This window comes from Halomonas flagellata (genome assembly GCF_022487945.1).
GTDB lineage: Bacteria > Pseudomonadota > Gammaproteobacteria > Pseudomonadales > Halomonadaceae > Halomonas > Halomonas flagellata.
In genome coordinates this window covers 122,269-146,928 of sequence record NZ_JAKVPY010000005.1, presented here as the reverse complement: position 1 = coordinate 146,928, position 24,660 = coordinate 122,269, and the positions used below count along the sequence as shown (strand labels likewise).

The window sequence follows — 24,660 nt, the reverse complement described above, 5'->3', positions numbered from 1 at the left end:
GTCTCGACCGTGCGGAGGAAACGCGCCCCGGCCACTCGAGTGGCCGGGGCGTTTTCGTTGGTCGCGATCCATCGCGGCCACCTCGCCATGACGCCCCCTTTATGTCACTCTTGGTGCGAAAGCATCAGCCCGCGGCTAGTCCCGCGGTATGACAATGATAACCACGACCCTGCATCGGGATTCTTGGGGAACCTTCACCATGGCTGCACGCTGGGGGCTGAGAGGCAAGTCGGCCGCGACCTTGCTTTTGGCCTGCCTACTGTCACTGATCCCCGCCGCCATCATCGGCTGGCAGGCGATCGACGACATTCGCCGTCATTTCGCCAACGCCTACGCCGAAAACTACACCCTGCTGCACATGCAGAAGATCCTGGCGCCGGTATCGCGGGAACTCGCCCTGGCACGACGCCTCGCCGACTCCGTCGTGACGCGCCAGTGGCTCGAGGACGAAACGGACCGCGACAAGCGGGCCCGCTTCTTCGAGGAGGCCGAAGGCTTCCGCCACGCCTTCGCCGACCGCTCCTACTTCGTCATCACCGATGCCGGCGGCGATTACTATTTCAGCGACGACGACCAGCCCGACCAGCGCCGGCCCCGCTATCGGCTCGACGCCGAGGACCCGGACGATGCCTGGTACTTCGGCACCATCGCCAGCGACGAACCCTACAACCTCAACGTCAATATCGACCGCAAGCTCGGCGTCACCAAGGTCTGGTTCAACGTCGTGGTGCGCAACGGCCAGGGCCCGTTGGGACTGGCCGGCACCGGGCTCGACCTCAGCGACTTTCTCGATGCCTTCGTCCGCGATGAAGCCCCGGGGCTGACCCCGCTGATCGTCGACCGCCAGGGTGCCCTGCAGGCCCACCCCTCCCTGGAACGCATCGCCTTCAGTTCCGGGGCCGGCGACGGTGATATCGACGAACGGCAGACCGTTCACTCCCTGCTCGGCGACGCCGAGCAGCAGCAGCGGCTGACCGACGCCATGCAGGCATCGCGACAGTCGCCCGAGCGTGTCGAGACCCTCTGGGCGACCCTCGAGGGGCGTGAGCGCCTGCTCTCGGTCGGCTATATTCCCGAGATCGACTGGCACCTGATCACCGCCCTCGACCTCGGCGTCGCCCCGATCCTCGAACGGCGCTGGCTGTGGTCGCTGTTCATCGCCTTGACCCTGGTCCTGGGCATCCTCCTGATGGCCTTCGCCTACGCCATCGACCGGCTGATCCTCACCCCGCTGAATCGCCTCAAGCTCTCGGCCCAGGCCATCGCCGACGGGCACTACGACTCGCGGCTTCCGACGTCCCGCAACGACGAGATCGGCGAACTGTCCCAGGCCTTTTCCCGCATGGCGGACCAGGTAGAGCGCCATACCCAGGAGCTCGAGGGCAAGGTGCGCGAACGCACCCGGGCCCTGGAGCAGGCGAATGCCGAGATGGCGGCGGCGCACCAGCAGATCGGCGACTCGCTGCAATACGCCAGCATCATCCAGCGTGCCATCCTCCCCGACCGCCAGCTCGATCTCCACCTCGAGCATGCCCACGGCGTGCTGTGGAAGCCCCGCGATACGGTCGGCGGCGATTTCTACGTCTTCCGGGCCACCGACCGCGGCTACCTGATGGGGGTCGTCGACTGTGCCGGCCATGGCGTGCCGGGCTCGCTGATGACCATGCTGGCCCGCGCCATCATCGACCACGCCATCCTGCAGGTCGGCCCCGAGGACCCCGCCGCCATCCTGATCGAAACCGACCGCCAGAACCGTGACACGCTACGCCCCGACCAGTTGCCCGCCTCGATCGCCACCAACATGGACATCGGCCTGGTCTGGGTGGACCTACAGGCGCGACGGTTGACCTTCTCCGGCGCCAAGATCGGCCTCTATGCCACGGATGGCGCCACCCTGGAACGACTGCCGGGCCACCGGCAGGCCCTGGGGCACCGGCGCCCCGTCACCTATCAGAACCAGAGCGCACCGCTGCACCTGGACTGGACCTACTCGCTGTGTACCGACGGCTTCCTCGACCAGGCGGGAGGCGATGACGGCTTCGGGTTCGGCACCCGCCGTTTCGAGGCGATGCTCAAGGCCCAGGCCCGGCGCCCCATCGACGAGCAGATGGTGGCCTTCGAGACCGAGCTGCGCGCCTACCAGGGCAGCCTGCCGCAGCGCGATGACATCACCCTGCTGGGGTTTCGTTTCACCCGGGACACCGAGGTCCGACAGCGGAACCGGGAGCACGACACCCACCGGGAACCACCCACCGATTCCCCCGCCGGGACGGGACAACCGCAATAGGAGGTGTCATGGACCTGTTAGGCATGCGTGAAAGCTACCTGCGACAGCGCATCATGCTGTGTTTCAACGGCCCCATATCGCGCAGCCTGATCGAGGAGATCGGCAATGCCCTGCGCAACTACCTGCACTCCCAGGACGCGGCCCCCTCTGCCGCCATGGACGTCTTCGCCGCCTATATCGAGATGACCCAGAACATCCGCCACTATGCCCTCCGGCAGGGCTACGACGAGGAAGGCGCCTCGGCCACGGTGGCGGTCGCCAGAAACGAGCGGGGACACTATGTCGTCTCGGCCGGCAACCTCGTCGAACGGGAGGATGGCGAGCGCGTGGTCGCGACCATCGAGACGCTGCGGTACCTCGACAAGCCGGCGCTGAAGCAGGCCTACAAGCAGCAGCTCCGCCAGCCGCGCGACGCCGTGTCGCGCACCGGCGCCGGCCTGGGACTGCTCGATATCGCACGCAAGTCGAGCGAGCCCATGGAGGCGTCACTCGAGCCGTTGCCCGACGGACGCGGATTCCTTAGCCTTACAGCCATCATCTGATCCTGCCGAGTAAGCCCATGACCACCGACCTGAACATTCCCGGCAGCCAGTCCACGCCGACCATTCTCGGCGACTGGCAGTCGGGCCGTCTCGCCATGCAGGGCGACTCCTACCCCGAGAACTCCTACGAACTCTTCGATCAGGTGATCGGCTGGGTCGAGCGTTTCCTCGACCGCGAGTCGCGGCCGCTCCAGCTGGAACTGGAACTCGTCTATCTCAACACCAGCTCGGTCAAGGCCATGATGGATATCTTCGACCACCTCGAGGAGGCGCACCTCGAAGGCCGCCAGATCGGCGTGACCTGGCGCTACGACCCGCGTAACGAACGCATCGCCGAGCTGGCCGAGGAGTTCCGCGAGGACTGCACCTTTCCGTTCGCGATCACCCCGGCACGGAGCGAGGCATGACCCGGGAGGCCGCGGCGCTGCTGTCCTGGGTCGAGTCGCTGCTCGCCGACCCGGCCCATGCCCGGCACCCTCTGCATGAGGCCCTGGAAGCGCTTTACCGGCACCACCTCGAGGAGAAGGCACGCCTCGAGCGCCTGATCACCATCTCCGACAGCTACCAGCGCTACGCCCGGGAGGATCACCTCTCCACCCGGCAACGCTATGACAAGATCCGCAGACGCCAGGAAAAACTGGCGCGCATCTCGGATGGCTACCAGCAGCTCATGCGCGAGCATAATCTCGCCCTGGAGCGCGACTCGACCCACGACCCTCTCACGGGGCTGCCAAACCGCCGCATGATCGGCATACGGCTCGAGGAGGAGTCGAGACGCGCCAGCCGCCATGGCCAGCGTTACACCCTGGCCATGGTCGATATCGATCACTTCAAGCGCATCAACGACCGTCATGGTCATGAAACCGGCGACCGGGTCCTGGTGGCCATCGCCCACGTCATTCGGCAGGAGTTGCGCAACTATGATCTCTGCGCCCGCTGGGGGGGCGAGGAGTTCCTGCTGTTACTGACCAACACCGGCATCGAGGAAGGCCGTGCCATCGTCGACCGCCTGTGCCAACGCCTATCCAGGTTTCCCATCGTGGTCGGCGACATGACCCTGTCGGTCACCGCCAGCGCGGGGCTCAGCGAACACCGTGCCGGTGAGGACCCGCTCGCCGAAACGCTCCAGCGAGCCGACCGCGCACTGCTGCAGGCCAAGCGGAGCGGCCGCAACCGCAGCTGCATCGCCCCCATCCCGGGATGACGAGGGCCCGCCGACCTCACTCCCCCTGCAGGGTGCGCGCCAGCATGTCGGTGAGCGGCTTGGCGAGGTAGCTGGCGAAGGTGCGCTCCCCGGTCCGGATCATGACCTCGGCCGGCATGCCGGCGAGCAGCCGACGCCCCTCGGGCCCCGCCGGCCCCTCCGCCTCGTCGACCCGGATGCGTGCCTGGTAGTAGCTCGCTCCGCTCGACTCGTCCTCGAAGCTGTCGGCCGAGACGTGCACCAGCTCGCCCTCGACGGTATCGGTGCGTTGCTGATCGAAGGCCGTGAACCGGATCGCCGCGGGCTGGCCCGGATAGACATTGTTGATGTCGCGATCCGCGATGCGGGCCTCGACCACGAAGCCCTCGCCGCTGGGGACGATCTCCATGACCGGGTCTCCCGGGGCGATCACCGCACCGCGGGTCCGGACCCCCAGCCCGACCACGGTGCCCGCGACCGGCGCCTTCACCAGGGTGCGCCGGACCTCGTCGTCCAGGGCCGTGATGCGCTCCTCGGCATCGGCGATGCCGGCCTGGGCCTGGCGCAGCTGCTCGCCGATCTCCTGGTGGAACTCCTGGACCCGCGTCTGCTTCTGCACAGCGTTTTCACTGACCTGCGCCTGGATCTCCGCGATCCTGGCCCGCTGCCCGGCGATCTCGCCGCGGGTCTCCAGCATCTCCCGTTCCAGCTCGCGCACCCGCCGGTTGTCGCCCAGGCCGCGTTCGAGCAGCGAGCGGTGGTCCTCGACCTCCTCGTTCAACGACGCGACCCGTTGACGGTTGATCTCCACCACGGCTTCCAGTCCTTCGCGCTGCTCGTGCAGCCGCCGCGTCTGCTGGTCGAGGGCATCGAGCGCTCCCTGCAGGGCCTGGCGGCGGGCAACGAACAACCCCCGCTGCACGGCGAGAAAATCGGCAACCCGTCGGGAGTCGCTGTCGCGCAGCTCGTCGGGGAATGCCAGCCGCTCCCGGTCGGACAGCTCCGCCAGCAGCCGGACCTCGTTGGCGCGTTCGAGCAGGTACTGTGACCGGGCGATCTTCAGCCGGGAGAGCACCTGGGTATCGTCGAGCACCAGCAGGACATCGCCGGCGTCGACGCGGTCGCCGTCCTCGACGCGGATATCGCTGACGATGCCGCCCTCGTAGTGCTGGATCGTCTTCTTGGAGGAGACCACCGACACCTTGCCGGGGGCCACCACCGCCACCGCCAGGCTGGCCGCCAGCGCCCAGCCACCGAAGCCGCCGAAACAGAGCAGCACCAGGGCGATCCCGAGCCGACGGTACCTCCGGTCCTCCACCGGCGGGCGCGTCGCGCTCCCCCCAGCGGCGTGTCGCGGCTGATCGACCATCAGGCCCGTACCTCCGGGTGTTGCCGCGCCGGCGCGGCGGCCCGCTCTCCTGCTGGCCGCGGCCCCTCGCCGGCGGTCCGGTCAGGCGCCGCGCCGGTTCCCGGCCGCGCCAGCCGGGCCAGCACGCGGTCCCGTGGTCCGAACAGACTGATGCGCCCCTCCTTGAGCACCAGCAGCTTGTCGACCTGCCGGAGCACGCCGGTTCGGTGGCTGATGACCAGCAGGGTCACATCCTCCTCCCTCAGGCGGGCCAGCGTCTCGCCCAGGGCTCGCTCGCCGCTGTCGTCCAGGTTCGAGTTGGGCTCGTCGAGCACCACGACCACCGGGTTGCCGTAGAGGGCCCGCGCCAGGCCGATGCGCTGTCGCTGCCCGCCGGAGAGCGCCTGGCCGCGGGCGGTGAGATGGGTGTCGTAGCCCTCGGGCAGCCGCAGGATCATGTCATGGACGCCGGCCCGTCTGGCCGCCTCGACCACCCGGTCCGCGTCGACGTCGCCGAAGCGGGCGATGTTGTCACTGATGGTGCCGTCGAACAGCTCGATATCCTGGGGCAGATAGCCCAGGAAGGGGCCCAGTTCGTCACGGTTCCAGCGCGCGATGTCCGCGCCGTCGAGCCGCACCGTTCCCACCTGGGCCGGCCAGACCCCCAGTACGACCCGGGCCAGGGTCGACTTGCCCGACGCACTGGGCCCGATGATGCCCACCTGCTCGCCTCGTTCGATCCGGACGCTGACGCCGCGCAGTACCGGCAGCGAGGCGCCCGGCGGCCCGGCCGACACCCCCTCGATGTCGAGGGTGCCACGTGGCGCCGGCAGCGACATCCGCCGCGGCTCGGCCGGGGCCGCGGCGAACAACAGATCGAGGCGCCGGTAGGCGTCACGCGCCCCGACGAAGCCCTTCCAACTGCCGATCATCTGGTCGACCGGGGCCAGGGCACGCCCCAGGAGCAGGGAGCCGGCGATCATCATGCCCGGCGTCATGCGGCCCTCCAGCACCAGCAACGCACCCAACCCCAGAATCAGCGACTGGCTGAGCAGCCGCAGGGTCCTGGCCAGGTTGGAGACCACCCCGGCGCGGTCACTCGCCCGTGACTGCTTGAGCAGGTAACCCCGGTGTCTGGCCGACCAGCGCAGCATGATCCCCGGCAGCATGCCCATGGCGTGCAGCACCTCGGCATTGCGCAGGTTGCCGTCGGCCTGTTGGCGCGCCTCGAGCTGCTCGCTTTCGGCCTCGGCCATCAGCCGGCGGGTGGCCTTCTCGTTGGCGACGGCGAGGGCCAGCAGTACGGCACCGGCGACGCAGGCAAAGACCCCGAGCCAGACATGGAACAGGAACATCACGACCAGGTAGACCGGCACCCAGGCGGCATCGAAGAAGGCGAAGAGTCCGCCCCCCGAGAGGAACTGACGCAGGGTGGCGAGATCGTCGAGCGGCCGGGCCGACTGCTGCATCGCGGTTCGAATGCCGTGCCGGAAAATGGCGCGATAGAGAGAGTGGCCGAGGCATGCGTCGAGGCGATTGCCGATGCGGACCATGATGCGGGAGCGCACCATCTCCAGCCCGCCCAGCACCGCGAACAGGAACAGCACGACCAGCGTCAGCATGAGCAGGGTATCCCCGCTTCGCGTGGGAATGACCCGGTCGTAGACCTGGAGCATGTAGAGGGCCGGGCTCAGCATCAGCAGGTTGATGAACAGGCTGAACCCGGCCACCGAGGCCAGCGAGGAGCGACACGCCTTCAGCGCGTTCGGCAAAGCGGAGGGGGCGTCGTTCGAGGCCATGGCACACCATCGGATCCGGGACGGAAAGGACGCGATCACGACGGGCTCGACCTCGTCATGCCCGCCGCGCGAGGCGCCAGAGTACCAGCCGGGATGATACTTAATGATTACTTTTATAATACTTTTGTAATCCCCATGTTGGCCACTTTCCCTGGGCCATCAGGCTGCCCCTCTCGCCTCATTACAAAAGAACAGGATAATCAAAGTCGTGTGGATAAACGGAGCCATCATCCGGCATGCCCGGCCGGTAACATGGCCAATGGTCACCGCCGATAACGACCCGATCTTCCGCTGTACGGCACGTCATTCGGCCATTAGCATCTCCCTCGCGCCTGACCGACACCCGGACATCGCCTCGCCTTCGGTGACGATGTCCCGCTGTCGTGACCGTCGATTTTCCGGAGAGACCGCATGAGCGAGCAGAACGATGTTATCCGTGTTGGCACCGACACCACCGCCAGTGAACTCGAGGAGTTGATCAACGGCGCCCCTGCCGGTGCCACCCTCGAACTCGAGGCCGGGCACTATCTGCTGGATGACGCCATCACCATCACGCGATCCGATGTCACCCTGACCGGCGCGGGCTCCGGCCAGACCACCCTCACCTTCAGCGACACGGCACTCGCACGCAACGACGACTACGGCATCCGGGTGGATGGCAGCGAGAGGGAGACCGTCGGCCGGCTATCGCTGGACCACCCCGAGGGCACCCAGCGCCTGACCCTCGACGGCGATCACGACCTGGCGCCCGGCGACAGCATCCGGGTCTGGCAGGACAACGACGACGCCCTCTTCGACGAGATCGGCGACACCTCCTGGCGCAAGGTGCAGTACGCCGAGCTGCGCACCAGCATGGCCCGGGTGGAGGCCGTGGACGGCAACGACATCACCCTCGACCGCGGCCTGCACTTCGATTTCGAGGGCGGCCAGACACGGGTCGAGCGCCTCGACACGGCCGATGGCGTCACCCTGACGGGCTTCAGCATCGACTTCGAGCTGGGCACGCCCGACAACGCCGTCTTCGAGAATACCCTGGGGGAGCTGACGGGCTACCAGGCCGTCGTCCTCGATGGTACGGTCGATGCCCGGCTGGCCGACATCCAGGTCCTCGACGGCCCCTCCAAGGCCTTCCATTTCGCCAGGTCGCTGGATATCGACGCCACCGACCTGCAGGCGCACGGCGCCTTCAACAAGGGCAGTGGAGGCAACGGCTATGCCTATGAGTTGCGGGAGAGCTACGACGGTACCTTCGGTGGGCTCGAGGACAGTGGCATGCGCCATGGCCTGCTGTTCGACTCCTGGCGGTCGTCGGTGGGCAACGATATCGAGGTAGCCTTCACCGACCGCGACATCAACTTCCACGGCGGCCTGGACCATGACAACAGCATGCGGGTCGAGCAGTCCATCCGCGACCCCGATGCCGACCTGATGTCGCCCACCCTGTGGGTCAATGCCGGCGGCGAAAGCTTTGGCGCCATCACCGATGCCGATGCCAATGAGGTGGTCTTCGACTATGTCATCGGGTCGCGTCGCGACGACAGCCTCCAGGGCTCGGACGACGGCGTCTTCCTCGGCGGCGGCCTGGGCCACGACACCCTGGTCGGTGGCGACGGCAACGATCTCCTGCAGGGCGGGCCCGGCGACGACTGGTATGACGGCGAGGACCGGCTCGAGGGCGGCAAGGGCACCGACACCGCGCTCTATACGCAGGACTACGACCATTACGACATCGCCTTCGCCGACGACCACGTCGTCATCGAGGGCAAGGGCAGCATCGATACCCTGGTCGACATGCAGTATGCGGTCTTCGGCGATGGCACCACCCTGCATCTGGCCTCGGGCAACGCCTTCCAGGGGGAGCCGGCCGCGCCCCCCTCCCCCAAGGAGATCCTCGACGGCGATGGCATGCTGCCGGGACTGATCGACGACGACACGGACCTCGTCGTCACCGGCAATACCACCAGCATCTGGTCGACGGGCCATGTCGCCGAGATCTTCATCGAGAACGCCTCGGACAGGGAGATCATCGACCCCGAGGTTCGCTTCGACCTGGCCGCCGATATCGACACCCTGTGGAACGGGGAGCTCAGCCGGGACGACGGTGGCTACCGCGTCACCGACGACGCCCCGCAGGTGCTGGAGCCCGGCGAGGCCTGGCGCTTCGCTTTCAAGGCCTACGGTGACGACTCATCGCTGCCCGACCGGCTGGAGGCCGAGGCGAGCGGTAGCCAGCTGCAGGTACAGCTGCTGGGCCTGGGCGACGCCGCAGTCGATGACATGGTCGGCTGAGGCGCCGGCCGCCCGGCCAGCGCCTCCGGCAGACGAAGGAAAGGGGCACCCGAGGGTGCCCCTTTCCACCTGCCTGGCTGTCGAAAGCGCGGCTTACCAGCCGGTGACTTCCTTCAGCGCATCGCCGATCTCGGCCAGGGAACGCACGGTCTTCACACCGGCGTCCTCCAGGGCGGCGAACTTCTCGTCAGCGGTACCCTTGCCGCCGGAGATGATCGCCCCGGCGTGGCCCATGCGCTTGCCCGGAGGGGCGGTGACACCGGCGATGTAGGAGACCACCGGCTTGGAGACATTGGCCTTGATGTAGGCCGCGGCCTCTTCCTCGGCGGTGCCACCGATCTCGCCGATCATCACGATCGCCTCGGTCGCCGGGTCCTTCTCGAACATCTCGAGGATGTCGATGAAGTTGGAGCCCGGGATGGGGTCGCCACCGATGCCCACGCAGGTGGACTGGCCGAAGCCATGATCGGTGGTCTGCTTGACGGCTTCATAGGTCAGGGTGCCGGAGCGCGACACGATACCGACCTTGCCCGGCTTGTGGATGTGGCCCGGCATGATGCCGATCTTGCACTCGCCCGGGGTGATCACGCCGGGGCAGTTCGGGCCGATCAGGCGCACGCCCAGCTCGTCGCACTTCACCTTGGCGTCGAGCATGTCCAGGGTCGGGATGCCCTCGGTGATGCAGACGATCAGCTTGATGCCGGCGTTGGCGGCCTCGAGGATGGAGTCCTTGCAGAACGGGGCCGGCACGTAGATCACGCTGGCCTCGGCTCCGGTCTCCTTCACGGCTTCCTTGACGGTGTTGAACACCGGCAGGTCCAGGTGCATCTGGCCACCCTTGCCCGGGGTCACGCCGCCGACCATCTGGGTGCCGTAGGCGATCGCCTGCTCGGAGTGGAAGGTCCCCTGGCCACCGGTGAAGCCCTGGCAGATGACCTTGGTGTTCTTGTCGATCAGGATACTCATTACTTGCCCTCCGCTGCCTTGACGACCTGCTGAGCCGCATCGGTCAGGCTGGTAGCAGCGATGATGTTCAGACCACTGGAGGCCAGCTTCTCGGCACCCAGCTCGGCGTTGTTACCTTCCAGACGCACCACGACCGGCACGTTGACGCCGACCTGCTCGACGGCACCGATGATGCCCTCGGCGATCATGTCGCAGCGCACGATGCCGCCGAAGATGTTGACCAGCACGGCCTTGACGTTGTCGTCGGAGAGGATGAGCTTGAACGCCTCGGCCACGCGCTCCTTGGTCGCACCGCCGCCGACGTCGAGGAAGTTGGCCGGCTTGCCGCCGTTGAGGTTGACGATGTCCATGGTGCCCATGGCCAGGCCAGCGCCATTGACCATGCAGCCGATGTTGCCGTCGAGCGCCACGTAGTTCAGCTCCCAGGCGGCCGCTTCGGCCTCGCGCTCGTCTTCCTGGGATGGGTCGCGCATCGCCTGCAGGTCCGGGTGACGATAGAGGGCATTGCTGTCCAGGTTGATCTTGGCGTCGAGGCAGTGGAGGTTGCCTTCATCGGTGATCACCAGCGGGTTGATCTCGAGCAGCGCCAGATCCTTGTCGTGGAACAGCTTGGAGAGGCCCAGGAAGATCTTGGTGAACTGTTTCACCTGGTCGCCCTTCAGGCCCAGGGCGAAGGCCAGTTCACGCGCCTGGTAGGGCTGGGCGCCTACCAGCGGGTCGATCTCGGCCTTGAGGATCTTCTCGGGGGTCTCCTCGGCGACCTTCTCGATCTCGACACCGCCTTCGGTGGAGGCCATGAAGACCACGCGGCGGGTGGTGCGATCGACCACGGCGCCCAGGTAGAGCTCGCTGGCGATGTCGGTGCAGTTCTCGACCAGGATCTTGGCGACCGGCTGGCCGTTCTCGTCGGTCTGGTAGGTCACCAGGTTCTTGCCCAGCCACTGCTCGGCGAAGGCCTTGGCCTCGGCCGGGTCCTTGATCAGCTTGACGCCGCCGGCCTTGCCGCGGCCACCGGCGTGGACCTGGGCCTTGACGACCCACATGTCGCCACCGATCTTCTTGCAGGCTTCGGCGGCTTCTTCGGGGGTGTCGACGGCGAAGCCCTTGGACACCGGCAGACCATAGTCGGCAAACAGCTGTTTGCCCTGATACTCGTGAAGGTTCATCGATTCATGCCATTGGTTGCATGTGACTCGAACGGTAACCTCGCCAGCACTCGTGTGGCGCGACGCTCAGGCTACCACCGACCTCTTCCGGTACATGGCCGGAAGGGACGCGCCGCCCGAAGGCGGCGCTTCTTGTCTTACTTGCGCTTCTTGCGATTGGCCATATGGATGGCATGGCCTTCCACGGCCAGCGCCGCCTCGTGCACCGCCTCCGACATGGTCGGGTGAGCATAGCAGGTCAGCGCCAGGTCCTCGGCGCTGGAGCCGAATTCCAGGGCGATCACGCCCTGGGCGATCATCTCGCCGGCGTGCTGGCCGACGATGTGCATGCCCAGCACGCGGTCGGTCTCGGCGTCGGCGATGATCTTGGCCTGGCCCTCGGTGGCGTTGTTGGCCATGGCACGGCCACTGGCGGCGAACGGGAAGGACCCGGTCTTGACCTCGATGCCGGCCGCCTTGGCTTCCTGCTCGGTCAAGCCGACCCAGGCCACCTCGGGGAAGGTGTAGATGACGCTGGGGATGGCGTCGTAGTTCATCTCGGCCTTGTGACCGGCGATGATGTCCGCCACCATGATGCCCTCTTCGGAAGCCTTGTGGGCCAGCATCTGACCGCGCACACAGTCACCGATGGCGTAGACGTTCGGCACGCTGGTGCGGCACTGGTCGTCGACGAAGATGAAGCCGCGCTCGTCGAGCTTGACGCCCACGCCTTCTCCCACCACCCCCTGGGTGTAGGGACGACGGCCGACGCAGACGATCAGCTTGTCGAAGGTCGCTTCCTGCTCGCCGTTGGCGTCGGTGTACTTGACGACGACCTCCTTGCCCTTGACCTCGGAACCGGTGACCCGGGTGCCCAGGCGAATGTCCAGCCCCTGCTTCTTGAGCAGCTTCTGGGTCTCCTTGGCGATGGCGGTATCGACCATCGGCAGGAAGGTGTCCATGGCCTCGAGCATGGTCACATCGGCGCCCAGGCGGCTCCAGACGCTGCCCAGCTCCAGGCCGATGATGCCGGCACCGATCACGCCCAGCCGCTCGGGCACCTCGTCGAATTCCAGCGCACCGGAGGAGTCGACGACCATGCCCTCGACCAGCGGGGTCGGCGGGATCTCCACCGGCACCGAACCGGCGGCGATGACGATGTTGTCCGCCTCATAGGTGGTGGCCTTGCCATCCAGGCCGGTGACCTCGACCTGCTTCGAGGAGGTCACCTTGCCGGTGCCGTCGATGGCGGTGACGCCGTTCGCCTTGAACAGACCGGAGATGCCGCCGGTCAGGTTCTTCACGATCTTTTCCTTGCGGGCCATCATCTTCTTGACGTCCATGCTGACGTCACCGGCCTGGATCCCGATGTCATCGAAGTCGTGCTTGGCCTCGACGAACTTGTGGGAGGCCTCGAGCAGCGCCTTGGACGGGATACAGCCCACGTTCAGGCAGGTGCCGCCGTGGACGACCTTGCCTTCCTTGTCGAGCCACTTCTCGACACAGGCGGTCTTCAGCCCCAGCTGGGCGGCGCGGATGGCGGCCACGTAGCCCCCGGGGCCCGCACCGATGACGATCACATCAAATTTATCGGCCATGTGGTTCTTCCTGTTGATCGGTTCGCGTTTGAGTCCGTTGAGTCGGGCGATGCCTAGATGTCCAGCAGCAGGCGTGCCGGATCCTCGAGCAGTTCCTTGAGGGTCACCAGGAACCGCACCGCGTCCTTGCCGTCGATCATGCGGTGGTCGTAGGACAGCGCCAGGTACATCATCGGGCGGACCTCGACCTTGCCATTCACCGCCATGGGACGCTCCTGGATCTTGTGCATGCCCAGGATGGCGGTCTGCGGCGGGTTGAGGATCGGCGTAGAGAGCAGCGAGCCGAAGATACCGCCGTTGGTGATGGTGAAGGTGCCGCCCTGCATCTCGTCGATGCCGAGCTTGCCGTCACGGGCACGCTTGCCGAAGTCGACGATGCCCTTCTCGACATCGGCGATCTTCATGCTGTCGGTGTCACGCAGCACCGGCACCACCAGGCCACGGTCGGTGGACACGGCCACGCCGATGTCCTGGTAGCCGTGGTAGACGATGTCGGTGCCATCGATGGAGGCGTTGACGTCGGGGAAGCGCTTGAGCGCCTCGCTGGCCGCCTTGACGAAGAAGCCCATGAAGCCGAGCTTGGTGTCGTGGGCCTTGAGGAAGGAGTCCTTGTACTGTGCCCGCAGGTCCATCACCGCGCCCATGTCCACCTCGTTGTAGGTGGTGAGCATGGCGGCGGTCTGCTGGGCCTGGACCAGACGCTTGGCGATGGTCTGGCGCAGGCGGCTCATCGGCACGCGCTTCTCGGGGCGCTCGCCCTCGACGGCCGGGGCGGCGGCAGCGGCCTGCTTGGGCGCTGCGGCCGGCTTGGCGGCCTTCTTCGCGGTGCCGGCCTTGACTGCCTTCTGCACGTCCTCCTTGAGGATGCGGCCGCCCTTGCCGGTGCCCTCGATTCGGCACACGTCGAGGTCGTGCTCGGCCACCAGCTTGCGGGCGGCCGGGGCGAGAATCTTGTCGCCGACCTTCTCGTCGCCGGCACCGTCGTCGGCGGAAGCGGCAGGCACCTCTTCGGCCGCGGTGGCAGCGCCGCCGGCGCCCTCGACGAAGAGAGCCAGCACCGCCTCGGATTCGACCTGGCTGCCCGCTTCCGCCTTGATCTCGGAGAGCGCGCCATCGGCCGGCGCCACCACCTCGAGCACCACCTTGTCGGTCTCGATATCGGCCAGCACCTCGTCGCGCTTGACCGCCTCGCCGAGGCGCTTGTGCCAGGTGGCTACGGTGCCCTCCTGGATCGACTCGGGGAAGGTCGGTGCCTTCACCTCGTGACTCTTGCCGCCGCCGGCGGGCTTGACGTCGCTCTTCTGCTCGGCCTTGGCATTGAGCTTCTGCTCGACCTTTTTCTCGCCGCCCTTGGCCGCGCCTTCGCCGATGCGCCCCAGCACCTGCTCGGACTCCACCGTCTCGCCTTCCTCGGCCAGCACCTCGGAGAGGGTGCCGGCTTCCGGGGCCAGCACCTCGAGCACCACCTTGTCGGTCTCGATCTCGACGAGCAACTCGTCGCGCTCGACGCTGTCGCCGGGCTTCTTGTGCCAAGCGGCCACGCTGCCTTCGGCAACGGATTCCGGAAAGGTGGGTGCCTTGATCTCGGTAGCCATGTCGTATCCCTTGTATGTTCTCTCTCGTCCCGGTGGTCGCTTCAGACGTTGAAGGCGTCTTCCACCAGCTGGCGCTGCTGTTCGGTATGCACGGACATGTAGCCCGCTGCGGGTGCCGCCGATGCCGGTCGTCCGGCGAACTTCAGTTCCCGCCCCAGGCCGTTACGGTGCATGTCGATGACCGCACGCATGTGGTGCTGGCTCGAGTACCAGGCCCCCTGATTGAGCGGCTCCTCCTGGCACCACACCACATCGGTGACATTGGTGTAGGCCTTGATCGCTTCGAAGAGCTCCTCCTTGGGGAAGGGATAGAGCTGCTCGAGACGCAGGATGGCGACGTCGTCGCGGGCGTTCTCTTCACGCCAGTTGGCGAGGTCGTAGTAGACCTTGCCAGCGCAGAGGATGATGCGCTCGACCTTGCCGGCCTCGAGCTTGCCCTGGTCGGGCAGCACCATCTGGAAGCCGACATCGGCCAGCTCCTCGAGGCTCGAGGTCGCCTCCTTGTGGCGCAGCAGGCTCTTGGGCGACATCACCACCAGCGGCTTGCGCAGCGGGCGGATCACCTGGCGACGCAGCAGGTGGAAGATCTGGGCCGGGGTGGTGGGCACGCAGACCTGCATGTTGTGCTCGGCACACAGCTGCAGGAAGCGCTCGAGACGCGCCGAGGAGTGCTCGGGGCCCTGGCCCTCGTAGCCGTGGGGTAGCAGCATGGTCAGGCCGCACAGCCGACCCCACTTGGTCTCGCCGGAGGAGATGAACTGGTCGACCACCACCTGGGCACCGTTGAAGAAGTCACCGAACTGCGCCTCCCAGACGATCAGCGCATTGGGCATGGTGGTGGCATAGCCGTACTCGAAGGCCAGCACGGCCTCTTCCGAGAGGAAGGAGTCGTAGATGGTGAAGCGCGGCTGGCCGTCGGCCATGTGTTGCAGCGGCACATAGGCGCTGCCGTCCTTCTGGTTGTGGATCACCGCGTGGCGGTGGGAGAAGGTCCCGCGGGCCACGTCCTGGCCGGTGATGCGCACCGGGTGCCCCTGGTCGAGCAGGGTGGCATAGGCCAGGGTCTCGGCGAAGCCCCAGTTGACCGCCAGGCCACCGGCCTGCATTTTGCGGCGATCCTCGTAGATCTTGGCCACCTGGCGCTGCACGGCGATGCCGTCGGGAATCTCGCACATCCTGGCCGCCAGCTGCTGCAGGCGCTTCATGTCGACGGTGGTGTCGGCGTCGCCGCTCCACTCGTGGCCCAGGTAGGGCCTCCAGTCGACGAACAGCGAGGTGTTGGGCTCCTGCACCAGGGCGTTGGCCACGTGATTGCCGGCCACCAGGCCATCGCGGTAGGTCTCGACCATCGCCTTGGCCGCCTCCTCGCTGACCACTCCCTGCTCGACCAGATGCTTGGCGTAGAGGGTCCGGGACGAGGGGTGCTGCTTGATCTTGCTGTACATCATCGGCTGGGTGCCGGAGGGCTCGTCGGCCTCGTTGTGGCCGCGCCGACGGTAGCAGACCAGGTCGATGACCACGTCACGCTTGAACTGCTGGCGGTAGTCCAGCGCCACCTGGGTGGCGTGCAGTACCGCATCGGCGTCGTCGCCGTTGACGTGGAAGATCGGCGCCTGGACCATCTTGGCGATGTCGGTGCAGTACTCGGTGGAGCGGGCGTCCAGCGGGTTGGAGGTGGTGAAACCGACCTGGTTGTTGATGACGATGTGCACCGTGCCGCCGGTCTTGTAGGCACGGGTCTGGGACATCTGGAAGGTCTCCATGACCACGCCCTGGCCGGCGAAGGCGGCATCGCCGTGGACGTTGATCGGCAGCACCTTGTCGCCAACCGGGTCGTCACGGCGGTCCTGGCGGGCGCGTACCGAGCCCTCGACCACGGGAGCGACGATCTCCAGGTGAGAGGGATTGAACGACAGCGCCAGGTGCACCTCGCCACCCGGGGTCATGACGTTGGAGCTGAAGCCCTGGTGGTACTTGACGTCGCCCGAGCCGCGCTCGATGACCTTCTTGCCGTCGAACTCGTCGATCAGCTCGGAGGGGTTCTTGCCGAGGATGTTGACCAGCAGGTTGAGGCGCCCGCGGTGGGCCATGCCGATGACCACTTCCTTGGTGCCGTAGCCGCCGGCACGCTGGATCAGCTCGTCCATCATCGGGATGAAGGCCTCGCCGCCCTCCAGGCCGAAGCGCTTGGTGCCCGGGTACTTGGAGGCCAGGTAGCTCTCCAGGCCCTCGGCGGCGGTCAGCCGCTCGAGCACGTGCTTGCGCACCTCGTCACTGAACCTGGGCGCCGAGCGCACCGACTCGAAGCGCTGCTGCAGCCAGCGCTTCTCCTCGGTATCGACGATATGCATGATCTCGCAGCCGATCGAGCGGCAGTAGGTCTGCTCCAGCGCCTCGACGATATCCTTGAGCGGTGCCTTGTCCAGGCCCATGAAGAAGGAGCCGGTCTGGAACTCGGTATCCAGGTCGGCCTTCGAGAGCTGGTGGAAGGAGAGGTCGAGGTCGGGGACGGGGGTGGGGCTGCGCAGGTCGAGCGGGTCGATTTTGGCCTTCTGGTGCCCACGGAAGCGGTAGGCGTTGATCAGCTGGAGAACCTTGACCTGCTTCTTGTTCTCCCCGCTGTCGGCGGCGGTGCCTGCCTGGGCGGTGCGCCGCGCTCGGCCGAGCTGGTAGAACTGATCGCGGATCGGGGCAAGCGGAACGTCGTGTGAAGCGCTGCCTTCAGGACGCGGCAACTGGTCGAAATAATTGCGCCATTCGTCGGGGACAGCCTGGGGATCTTCGAGGTACTGCTCGTAGAGCGCTTCCACATAGTGGGCATTACCGCCACTGACGTGGGAGGAGCGCCACATCAACTCCATTATGCCTTGTTGCATCTCTCGGTCACCCTGCACTGATGGGGTGTAGTCGGCGTCGCCAGGAAACGGGCATGGCGACATCGGTGGTGCCCTGCCGGTGGGGCGTCTTCGTCTCCGGCGGTTCCGGCCGGAAGCCGGAAACCCTGAATTTCGATGGTCAAGAGCCGGTGCCCAGGGCACCGGCTCTTGACACTACTGTGCCGGCTCCCGGCTGCGACGATGGGTCGCAGCCGAAAACCGTGGCACATGATAACAAGCCGGGCGCCACGATTTAAGTGGCATTGGCCAGCAACATTTCGCGGATCTTGCCGATCGCCCGCGTCGGGTTGAGCCCCTTGGGGCATACCGCGACGCAGTTCATGATGCCGCGGCAGCGAAACACGCTGAACGGATCCTCGAGCTCGGTCAGGCGCTCGCGGGTCGCAGTGTCGCGGGAGTCCGCCAGGAAGCGATAGGCCTGCAGCAGGCCTGCCGGGCCGACGAACTTGTCGGGGTTCCACCAGAACGACGGGCAGGCGGTCGAGCAGCAGGCGCACAGGATGCATTCGTAGAGGCCGTCGAGCTTGTCGCGCTCCTCCGGCGACTGCAGGCGCTCGATCGCGGGGGCCGGGGTGTCGTTCTGCAGGTACGGCTGGATGCGTTCGTACTGCTTGTAGAACAGCCCCATGTCGACCACCAGATCACGGATGACCGGCAGGCCCGGCAGCGGACGCAGCGCCAGCTTGCCCTTCTTCACCACCTCGGACAGCGGGGTGATGCAGGCCAGGCCATTCTTGCCGTTCATGTTCATGCCGTCGGAGCCGCAGACCCCTTCGCGGCAGCTGCGACGATAGGCCAGGCCGTTGTCCTGCTCCTTCATCAGGTGCAGCACGTCGAGCACCATCAGGTCACGGCCCTGGGTGTCGACCTGGAACTCCTGCATGTAGGGTGCGGAGTCGGTTTCCGGGTTGTAGCGGTAGATGGATACCTGAAGCGTGGACATCGTGACTCCCCTGTTAATAGGTGCGGACTTTCGGCTCGAAGGTGTCGACCGTCCTGGGCGCGAAGTTGACGTCGCGCTTGCCGACTCGCTTCTCGGTCGGGAAGTAGAGCGAGTGCTTCAGCCAGTTGACGTCGTCGCGGTCCGGGTAGTCGTAGCGGGAATGCGCCCCGCGGCTCTCCTTGCGGTCCAGCGCCGCGATGGCGGTGGCCTCGGCCACTTCCATCAGGTTGTCCAGCTCCAGGGCCTCGACACGGGCGGTGTTGAAGGCGTTGGACTTGTCGGGCAGATGCGCCTTGGCGATACGCTCGCGCAACTCTGCCAGTTGCTTGACGCCCTTCTGCATGTTCGCTTCCTCGCGGAACACACCGAAGGAGTTCTGCATGATGCTCTGCAGCTCGCGCTTGAGCTCGGGTACGGTCTCGCCCTCGCCGGACTCGTTCCAGCGGGTCATGCGCTTCATGGCCGACTCGATGTCGGACTCGGACGCCTCGAGGTAGTCGATGCCCTCGTTGAGCGCCCCCTCGATGAACATGCCGGCCGCGCGACCGAACACCACCAGGTCGAGCAGCGAGTTGCCGCCCAGGCGGTTGGCACCGTGCACCGAGACGCAGGCCGCCTCGCCACAGGCGAACAGGCCGCCCACGACCTGGTCGTTGCCGTCGGCATCCTGCATGATCGCCTGGCCATGCACGTTGGTGGGGATCCCGCCCATCATGTAGTGACAGGTCGGCACCACCGGGATCGGCTCCTTGGCCGGATCCACGTGGGCGAAGGTCTTGGAGAGCTCGACGATGCCGGGCAGACGCTTGCCGAGCACCTCCTCGCCCAGGTGGTCGAGCTTGAGGAAGACGTGATCGCCCTGTTCGCCGCAGCCGCGGCCCTCGAGGATCTCCATGACCATGGAGCGCGCGACCACGTCGCGGCCGGCCAGGTCCTTGGCGTTGGGCGCATAGCGCTCCATGAAGCGCTCGCCGTCCTTGTTGACCAGGTAGCCGCCCTCACCGCGGCAGCCCTCGGTCACCAGGGTGCCGGCACCGTAGATGCCGGTCGGGTGGAACTGCCACATCTCCATGTCCTGCATCGGGAAGCCGGCACGCAGCGCCATGCCGATGCCGTCACCGGTGTTGATCAGGGCATTGGTGGTGGACGCATAGATGCGGCCGGCGCCGCCGGTGGCCAGCACGGTGGCCTTGGACTTCACGTGAACCACCTCGCCGGTCTCGATGTCCATGGCGATGCAGCCCACCACGTCACCGTTGGCGTTCTTGACTAAGTCGACGGCGTACCACTCGTTGAGGAAGGTGGTATTGTTCTTCAGGTTGTTCTGGTAGAGCGTATGCAGCAGGGCGTGGCCGGTGCGGTCGGCTGCGGCACAGGTACGGGCCGCCTGGCCGCCCTCGCCGAAGTTCTTGGACTGGCCGCCGAAGGGACGCTGGTAGATGCGGCCGTTGTCGAAGCGGGAGAACGGCAGGCCCATGTGCTCGAGTTCGAACACCGCTTTCGGGCCTTCGGAACACATGTACTCCGCGGCATCCTGGTCGGCGATGTAGTCGCCGCCCTTGACGGTGTCGTACATGTGCCAGCGCCAGTCGTCCTCGGGGTCGGCGGAGGCGATGGCACAGGTGATACCGCCCTGGGCGGAGACGGTGTGCGAGCGGGTCGGGAAGACCTTGGACAGCACGGCGGTCTTCTTGCCGGACTTGGCCAGCTCGAGGGCGGCCCGCAGGCCGGAGCCGCCACCGCCGATGATGATGGCATCGAATGACAGGCTACGCATGTTGGACATGGATCAGGCTCCCCACAGAATCTGAATGCCCCAGACCAGGAACACGAAGATGGCCAGGATGATGAAGGTCTGGATGCCGACACGCAGGCCGGTCGGCTTGAGGTAATCGGTGGTCACGGTCCACAGCCCGATCCAGGCGTGCGCGGCAATGGAAACGAAGGCGAGCAGCGAGAAGATGCGCATCCAGGTCTGGGCGAACAGGCCGCTCCAGGTGGCGTAGTCGAGGCCCGGATTCAGCAGCAGGTAGGCGACGATGAAGAGTGTGTAGAGCGCGAGGATGATCGCCGAGACGCGCTGGACCAGCCAGTCGGACAGGCCGCTGCGTCCGAAATTCGTGATGTTGGTTACCATACCCAGACTCCAGCCAGAATGATCAGAACGGCGCTCAGTACCACGGTGATCTGCGCCTTCTTGATGCCGCCCTCGAGGGTCACGCCGATGTCGATGTCCATCAGCAGGTGCTTGATGCCGGCCACGAAGTGGAAGGCCAGGGCCGACAGCAGACCCCAGGCAATCAGCTTGACCAGGAAGTTGCTGGCCAGGGCGTCACGCACCGCCTCGAATCCCGCCGGGGACGACAGGGACTTGTCGAGCGCCCAGAAGGCGAAGATCAGGCCGATGAAGAGGATGACGCCGGTGATGCGGTGGGCGATCGACGTCAGGGCGGGGAGGGGAAACTGTATCGTGGAGAGATCCAGGTTTACGGGTCGTTTGCTATTCACGGCTCTATACACACTCTCTTGGCCCGCTCTGTGCTCTGGGCATGGCGGCCCGAGCGGGCGGTGGTTTCGGGAAGGGACTCGGCCGTTGCCAAGTGTGGCAAGGCCACCTTTTCCTGCCAGTCGCGCGGGGTGGATTATAGGGACATGGCTGTCCCATGACAAATGGACACCGGCCCGACTCGACCATGGTGCTAGCCTGCCGCAGGGTTGCCACGAGCCGCCTTGCATGCCCCGTGCGCGCCTCACGCTCCCGAATGGTGCATAGCACCATTTTCTTCACAATAATTATAACTTGAAATGCACACGTACAAGTAAAGCCTCGCGATGGGCTAATTGACAATCGCTGAGACGCTTCTATAGTGGGCGAACCTTTTCGCCGGCAACTTCAGCGAATTCACGACATTTCGTTCCACCAAGTACTCGAGAGGAGGCCAGATTATGGCTGACAGGAAAGCGACCCTGACGGTAGACGGTCTGGAGAAGACGATCGAGCTACCGATCTACTCAGGTACCCTGGGGCCTGACGTGATCGATGTCCGCGGCCTGGGCGCGGAAGGCCTCTTCACCTACGACCCCGGTTTCATGGCCACCTCCTCCTGCCAGTCCGCCATCACCTACATCGATGGTGGCAAGGGCGTGCTGCTGCACCGCGGCTACCCGATCGACCAGCTGGCCAAGGAGTCCACCTTCGTCGAGCTGTGCTACCTGCTGCTGTTCGGCGAGTTGCCCAGCGACGAGCAGTATGCAGATTTCGAGTCGCGGGTCCGCAACCACACCATGGTCCACGACCAGATCAACAACTTCTTCAAGGGCTTCCGTCGCGACGCCCACCCGATGTCGATCCTCTGCGGCGTGGTCGGCGGCCTGGCGGCCTTCTATCACGACCACATGGACATCACCCAGGAAGAGGACCGCCAGATCAGCGCGATCCGCCTGATCGCCAAGATGCCGACCCTCGCGGCGATGTCCCACAAGTACAATGTCGGGCAGCCGTTCAACTATCCGCGCAACGAGCTGAGCTATGCAGAGAACTTCCTCTACATGATGTTCAGCAACCCCTGCGAGGAGTACAAGATCAACCCGGTCTACGCCAAGGCCATGGACCGCATCTTCATGCTCCACGCCGACCACGAGCAGAACGCCTCCACCTCTACGGTGCGCCTGGCCGGCTCCACCGGCGCCAACCCCTTCGCCTGCATCAGCGCCGGGATCGCCGCGCTGTGGGGCCCGGCCCACGGCGGCGCCAACGAGGCGGTGCTGAAGATGCTCGACGAGATCGGCGACGAGTCCGAGGAGAACATCCAGCGCTTCGTCGACCGCGCCAAGGACAAGGACGACCCGTTCAAGCTGATGGGCTTCGGCCACCGCGTCTACCGCAACTTCGACCCGCGCGCCAAGGTGATGAAGGAGACCTGCGACGAGGTGCTGGCCGAGCTGGGCATGGCCGACGACCCGCAGTTGAAGATCGCCAAGCGCCTGGAGCAGATCGCCCTCGAGGACGAGTACTTCATCGAGCGCAAGCTCTACCCGAATGTCGACTTCTACTCCGGCATCATCCTCAAGGCCATGGGCATCCCGACCAACATGTTCACGGTGATCTTCGCCGTATCGCGCACCATCGGCTGGATCTCCCACTGGCACGAGATGCTCAGCGACAGCTACAAGATCGGTCGCCCGCGCCAGCTCTACACCGGCCATACCCCGCGCGACTATCCTGCCAAGGACTATCCTGCCAAGTAAGTCGGCAGGCAGCGGCCCAGGCCGCCTCGCAACGGAAAGCCGCCTTCGGGCGGCTTTCTGCGTCATGCAACACCTAAAGAAGGAGCATCAGGATGAGCAGCATCTCGACGGTGGCCTTTATCGGCCTGGGCGTGATGGGGTATCCCATGGCCGGCCACCTGGCCCGCCAGGGGCTGACCGTGCGCGTCTATAATCGCACCGCCGCCAAGGCCGAGGCCTGGGTCGCCGAGCACGGCGGCAGCCACCACCCCAGCCCACGGGCCGCCGCCGAGGGCGCCGACCTGGTGCTGGTCTGCGTGGGCAACGACGATGACGTGCGTCATGTCACCACCGGCGAGGACGGCGCGCTGCTCGGCATGGCCCCGGGCAGCCTCCTGGTGGACCACACCACCGCCTCGGCGGACCTGGCCTGCGAGCTGGACGCCGCCTGTCGCGAGCGGGACATCGGCTTCGTCGATGCCCCCGTCTCCGGTGGCCAGCAGGGCGCCGAGAACGGCGCCCTGACCATCATGTGCGGCGGCGCCGAGGACGACTTCGAGCGTGCCCGCCCCGCCCTAGCCCACTACGGCCGTGCGGTGACCCTGATGGGTACCGCCGGCAGCGGACAGCTGGCCAAGATGGTCAACCAGATCTGCATCGCCGGCCTGGTTCAGGGCCTGGCCGAGGGGCTGCACTTCGCCGAGCAGGCCGGTCTCGACCAGCAGCGCGTCGTCGACGTCATTTCCCAGGGGGCCGCCGGCTCCTGGCAGATGGAGAATCGCCACAAGACCATGATCGGCGACGAGTACGAGCACGGCTTCGCGGTGAACTGGATGCGCAAGGATCTGGGCATCTGTCTCGAGCAGGCCCGGCGCCTCCAGGCCCGCCTACCGGTGACGGCCCTGGTCGACCAGTTCTATGGCGACGTCCAGGCCATGGGGGGCGGCCGCTGGGATACCTCCTCGCTGCTGCGCCGCCTGCGCGCCCTGGGACACGACTGACGCCCTCCCCGGCGGTCGCGGCCCATCCACGTCCGCCGGGCATTCCCCCCATGGCTCCCCCCACCTCATGCGGGCCTCCAGCCCCTCACACCAAGGCATTACAATCCTCATCCCCAAGGGATGAGCCCTCTCCACGAACCCGGCGCAGTGTTTTCCACACATTCTGTGGATAAACCTGTTCACAACCACTCGAAAAGGCCTTCGAATCGCCATGAAATGGGGAACCGTCTTAGATTGATCAATTTTTGATCTTTTCTAACAGGTTGATTTTAAAGGAAATAAAGAAGATCCCCGCAACCATGCGGGTTGGCGCCGAAGCTGTGCACAGACGATCCGCCGGGAGCCGGCCAAGTGGACAAGTCGAGACTGATGTCAAGCCCCCAAGGTCGCTATGTAACGAGACGTCAGGCGCCTGAAGCCAGCTTGTAACGGGATGTCAGTATTAGACGGACGGCCAGCGCCTGCCGCTGCCGGGTCGACTCCGTCGACGGGCAAAGACAAAAAGACGCCTCGAGGCGTCCGCGCTTGTCGCCACGGGAGGGCGACGGAAGGGAAAGCGAAGTGGCGTCCCATAGGGGGTTCGAACCCCTGTTCCCGCCGTGAAAGGGCGGTGTCCTGGACCACTAGACGAATGGGACGCAGTGCTTCCGATCGAGATGTGGTGGAGCCTAGCGGGATCGAACCGCTGACCTCAACACTGCCAGTGTTGCGCTCTCCCAGCTGAGCTAAGGCCCCAGTGCTTCTCGGTGTCTCGTGAAGACGGAGCGTATAGTACTGATTCGCCTCACCTTCGTCAACAGGAAAAGCACCGATTTATCGTCCCCTGTGGGAGCTTGGCTC

18 protein-coding genes and 2 tRNA genes are annotated in these 24,660 nt (G+C 65.9%); 7 read left to right on the top strand and 13 right to left on the bottom strand.

Going from position 1 to position 24,660, the window contains the following annotated elements:
• Positions 1-199 precede the first annotated feature (199 nt).
• Genes siaA through siaD form a run of 4 tightly spaced genes read left to right on the top strand, consistent with a single transcriptional unit; the run spans position 200 to position 4,033 of the window.
• Positions 200-2,287: a biofilm regulation protein phosphatase SiaA gene (gene siaA, locus MKP05_RS05705; protein ID WP_240567414.1), complete on the top strand. Its 2,088-nt coding sequence runs from the start codon at positions 200-202 to the stop codon at positions 2,285-2,287.
• Positions 2,288-2,295: 8 nt separating this feature from the next.
• Complete coding sequence (gene siaB, locus MKP05_RS05700) at positions 2,296-2,829, top strand: biofilm regulation protein kinase SiaB (protein WP_240567413.1); 534 nt, start codon at positions 2,296-2,298, stop codon at positions 2,827-2,829.
• Positions 2,830-2,846: 17 nt separating this feature from the next.
• Positions 2,847-3,236: a biofilm regulation phosphoprotein SiaC gene (siaC, locus tag MKP05_RS05695; protein ID WP_240567412.1), complete on the top strand. Its 390-nt coding sequence runs from the start codon at positions 2,847-2,849 to the stop codon at positions 3,234-3,236.
• Positions 3,233-4,033, top strand: coding sequence for a biofilm regulation diguanylate cyclase SiaD (gene siaD, locus MKP05_RS05690; RefSeq protein WP_240567411.1), 801 nt, complete (start codon positions 3,233-3,235; stop codon positions 4,031-4,033). The genes siaC and siaD overlap by 4 nt, the downstream gene beginning before the upstream one ends.
• 16 nt (positions 4,034-4,049) lie before the next feature.
• Here the strand turns inward: siaD and MKP05_RS05685 are convergent, their stop codons facing one another.
• Both MKP05_RS05685 and MKP05_RS05680 read right to left on the bottom strand, forming a co-directional pair.
• Positions 4,050-5,381, bottom strand: a complete 1,332-nt coding sequence (locus MKP05_RS05685) for an HlyD family type I secretion periplasmic adaptor subunit (protein ID WP_240567410.1) — start codon at positions 5,379-5,381, stop codon at positions 4,050-4,052.
• On the bottom strand, positions 5,381-7,159 hold the full coding sequence (locus MKP05_RS05680; protein ID WP_240567409.1) for a type I secretion system permease/ATPase: 1,779 nt from the start codon (positions 7,157-7,159) through the stop codon (positions 5,381-5,383). The genes MKP05_RS05685 and MKP05_RS05680 overlap by 1 nt, the downstream gene beginning before the upstream one ends.
• Positions 7,160-7,570: 411 nt before the next feature.
• On the opposite strand from MKP05_RS05680, the gene MKP05_RS05675 reads away from it, so the two are divergent.
• Positions 7,571-9,448: an alginate biosynthesis protein gene (locus tag MKP05_RS05675; RefSeq protein ID WP_240567408.1), complete on the top strand. Its 1,878-nt coding sequence runs from the start codon at positions 7,571-7,573 to the stop codon at positions 9,446-9,448.
• A 93-nt stretch (positions 9,449-9,541) separates the two neighbouring features.
• Here the strand turns inward: MKP05_RS05675 and sucD are convergent, their stop codons facing one another.
• From sucD to sdhC, 9 genes are all read right to left on the bottom strand, one after another.
• Positions 9,542-10,414 (bottom strand): succinate--CoA ligase subunit alpha, encoded by an 873-nt coding sequence (sucD, locus tag MKP05_RS05670; RefSeq protein WP_110283599.1) that lies wholly within the window; start codon positions 10,412-10,414, stop codon positions 9,542-9,544.
• Positions 10,414-11,580 (bottom strand): ADP-forming succinate--CoA ligase subunit beta, encoded by a 1,167-nt coding sequence (gene sucC, locus MKP05_RS05665; protein ID WP_110283598.1) that lies wholly within the window; start codon positions 11,578-11,580, stop codon positions 10,414-10,416. The genes sucD and sucC overlap by 1 nt, the downstream gene beginning before the upstream one ends.
• 137 nt (positions 11,581-11,717) lie before the next feature.
• On the bottom strand, positions 11,718-13,157 hold the full coding sequence (gene lpdA, locus MKP05_RS05660) for a dihydrolipoyl dehydrogenase (RefSeq protein WP_240567407.1): 1,440 nt from the start codon (positions 13,155-13,157) through the stop codon (positions 11,718-11,720).
• Positions 13,158-13,210: 53 nt separating this feature from the next.
• Positions 13,211-14,752 (bottom strand): 2-oxoglutarate dehydrogenase complex dihydrolipoyllysine-residue succinyltransferase, encoded by a 1,542-nt coding sequence (gene odhB / locus MKP05_RS05655; RefSeq protein WP_240567406.1) that lies wholly within the window; start codon positions 14,750-14,752, stop codon positions 13,211-13,213.
• 41 nt (positions 14,753-14,793) lie between these two features.
• Positions 14,794-17,628 carry a 2-oxoglutarate dehydrogenase E1 component gene (locus MKP05_RS05650; RefSeq protein ID WP_240567405.1) on the bottom strand — a complete coding sequence of 945 codons (2,835 nt, stop codon included), beginning with the start codon at positions 17,626-17,628 and terminating at the stop codon, positions 14,794-14,796.
• Positions 17,629-17,881: 253 nt separating this feature from the next.
• Entirely contained in the window at positions 17,882-18,592 is a 711-nt protein-coding gene (locus MKP05_RS05645) for a succinate dehydrogenase iron-sulfur subunit (protein ID WP_240567404.1), read from the bottom strand.
• 13 nt (positions 18,593-18,605) lie between these two features.
• Positions 18,606-20,378, bottom strand: coding sequence for a succinate dehydrogenase flavoprotein subunit (sdhA, locus tag MKP05_RS05640; protein WP_110283593.1), 1,773 nt, complete (start codon positions 20,376-20,378; stop codon positions 18,606-18,608).
• A gap of 3 nt (positions 20,379-20,381) precedes the next feature.
• The gene (gene sdhD / locus MKP05_RS05635) at positions 20,382-20,729 is read right to left on the bottom strand and encodes a succinate dehydrogenase, hydrophobic membrane anchor protein (protein ID WP_110283592.1); all 348 of its coding nucleotides are present in this window, start codon (positions 20,727-20,729) and stop codon (positions 20,382-20,384) included.
• Positions 20,723-21,100: a succinate dehydrogenase, cytochrome b556 subunit gene (gene sdhC / locus MKP05_RS05630; protein WP_240567403.1), complete on the bottom strand. Its 378-nt coding sequence runs from the start codon at positions 21,098-21,100 to the stop codon at positions 20,723-20,725. Before sdhC ends, sdhD begins: the two co-directional genes overlap by 7 nt.
• 438 nt (positions 21,101-21,538) lie before the next feature.
• Between sdhC and gltA the strand changes: the two genes are divergently transcribed.
• Together gltA and MKP05_RS05620 are read left to right on the top strand one after the other, a co-directional pair.
• Positions 21,539-22,840, top strand: a complete 1,302-nt coding sequence (gltA, locus tag MKP05_RS05625; RefSeq protein ID WP_240567402.1) for a citrate synthase — start codon at positions 21,539-21,541, stop codon at positions 22,838-22,840.
• Positions 22,841-22,932: 92 nt separating this feature from the next.
• Positions 22,933-23,820, top strand: a complete 888-nt coding sequence (locus tag MKP05_RS05620; protein ID WP_240567401.1) for an NAD(P)-dependent oxidoreductase — start codon at positions 22,933-22,935, stop codon at positions 23,818-23,820.
• A 562-nt stretch (positions 23,821-24,382) separates the two neighbouring features.
• Here the strand turns inward: MKP05_RS05620 and MKP05_RS05615 are convergent.
• Both MKP05_RS05615 and MKP05_RS05610 read right to left on the bottom strand, forming a co-directional pair.
• Positions 24,383-24,458: transfer RNA gene (locus tag MKP05_RS05615), tRNA-Glu, on the bottom strand.
• Between the two features lie 21 nt (positions 24,459-24,479).
• Positions 24,480-24,555: transfer RNA gene (locus MKP05_RS05610), tRNA-Ala, on the bottom strand.
• Between the last annotated feature and the right edge of the window lie 105 nt (positions 24,556-24,660).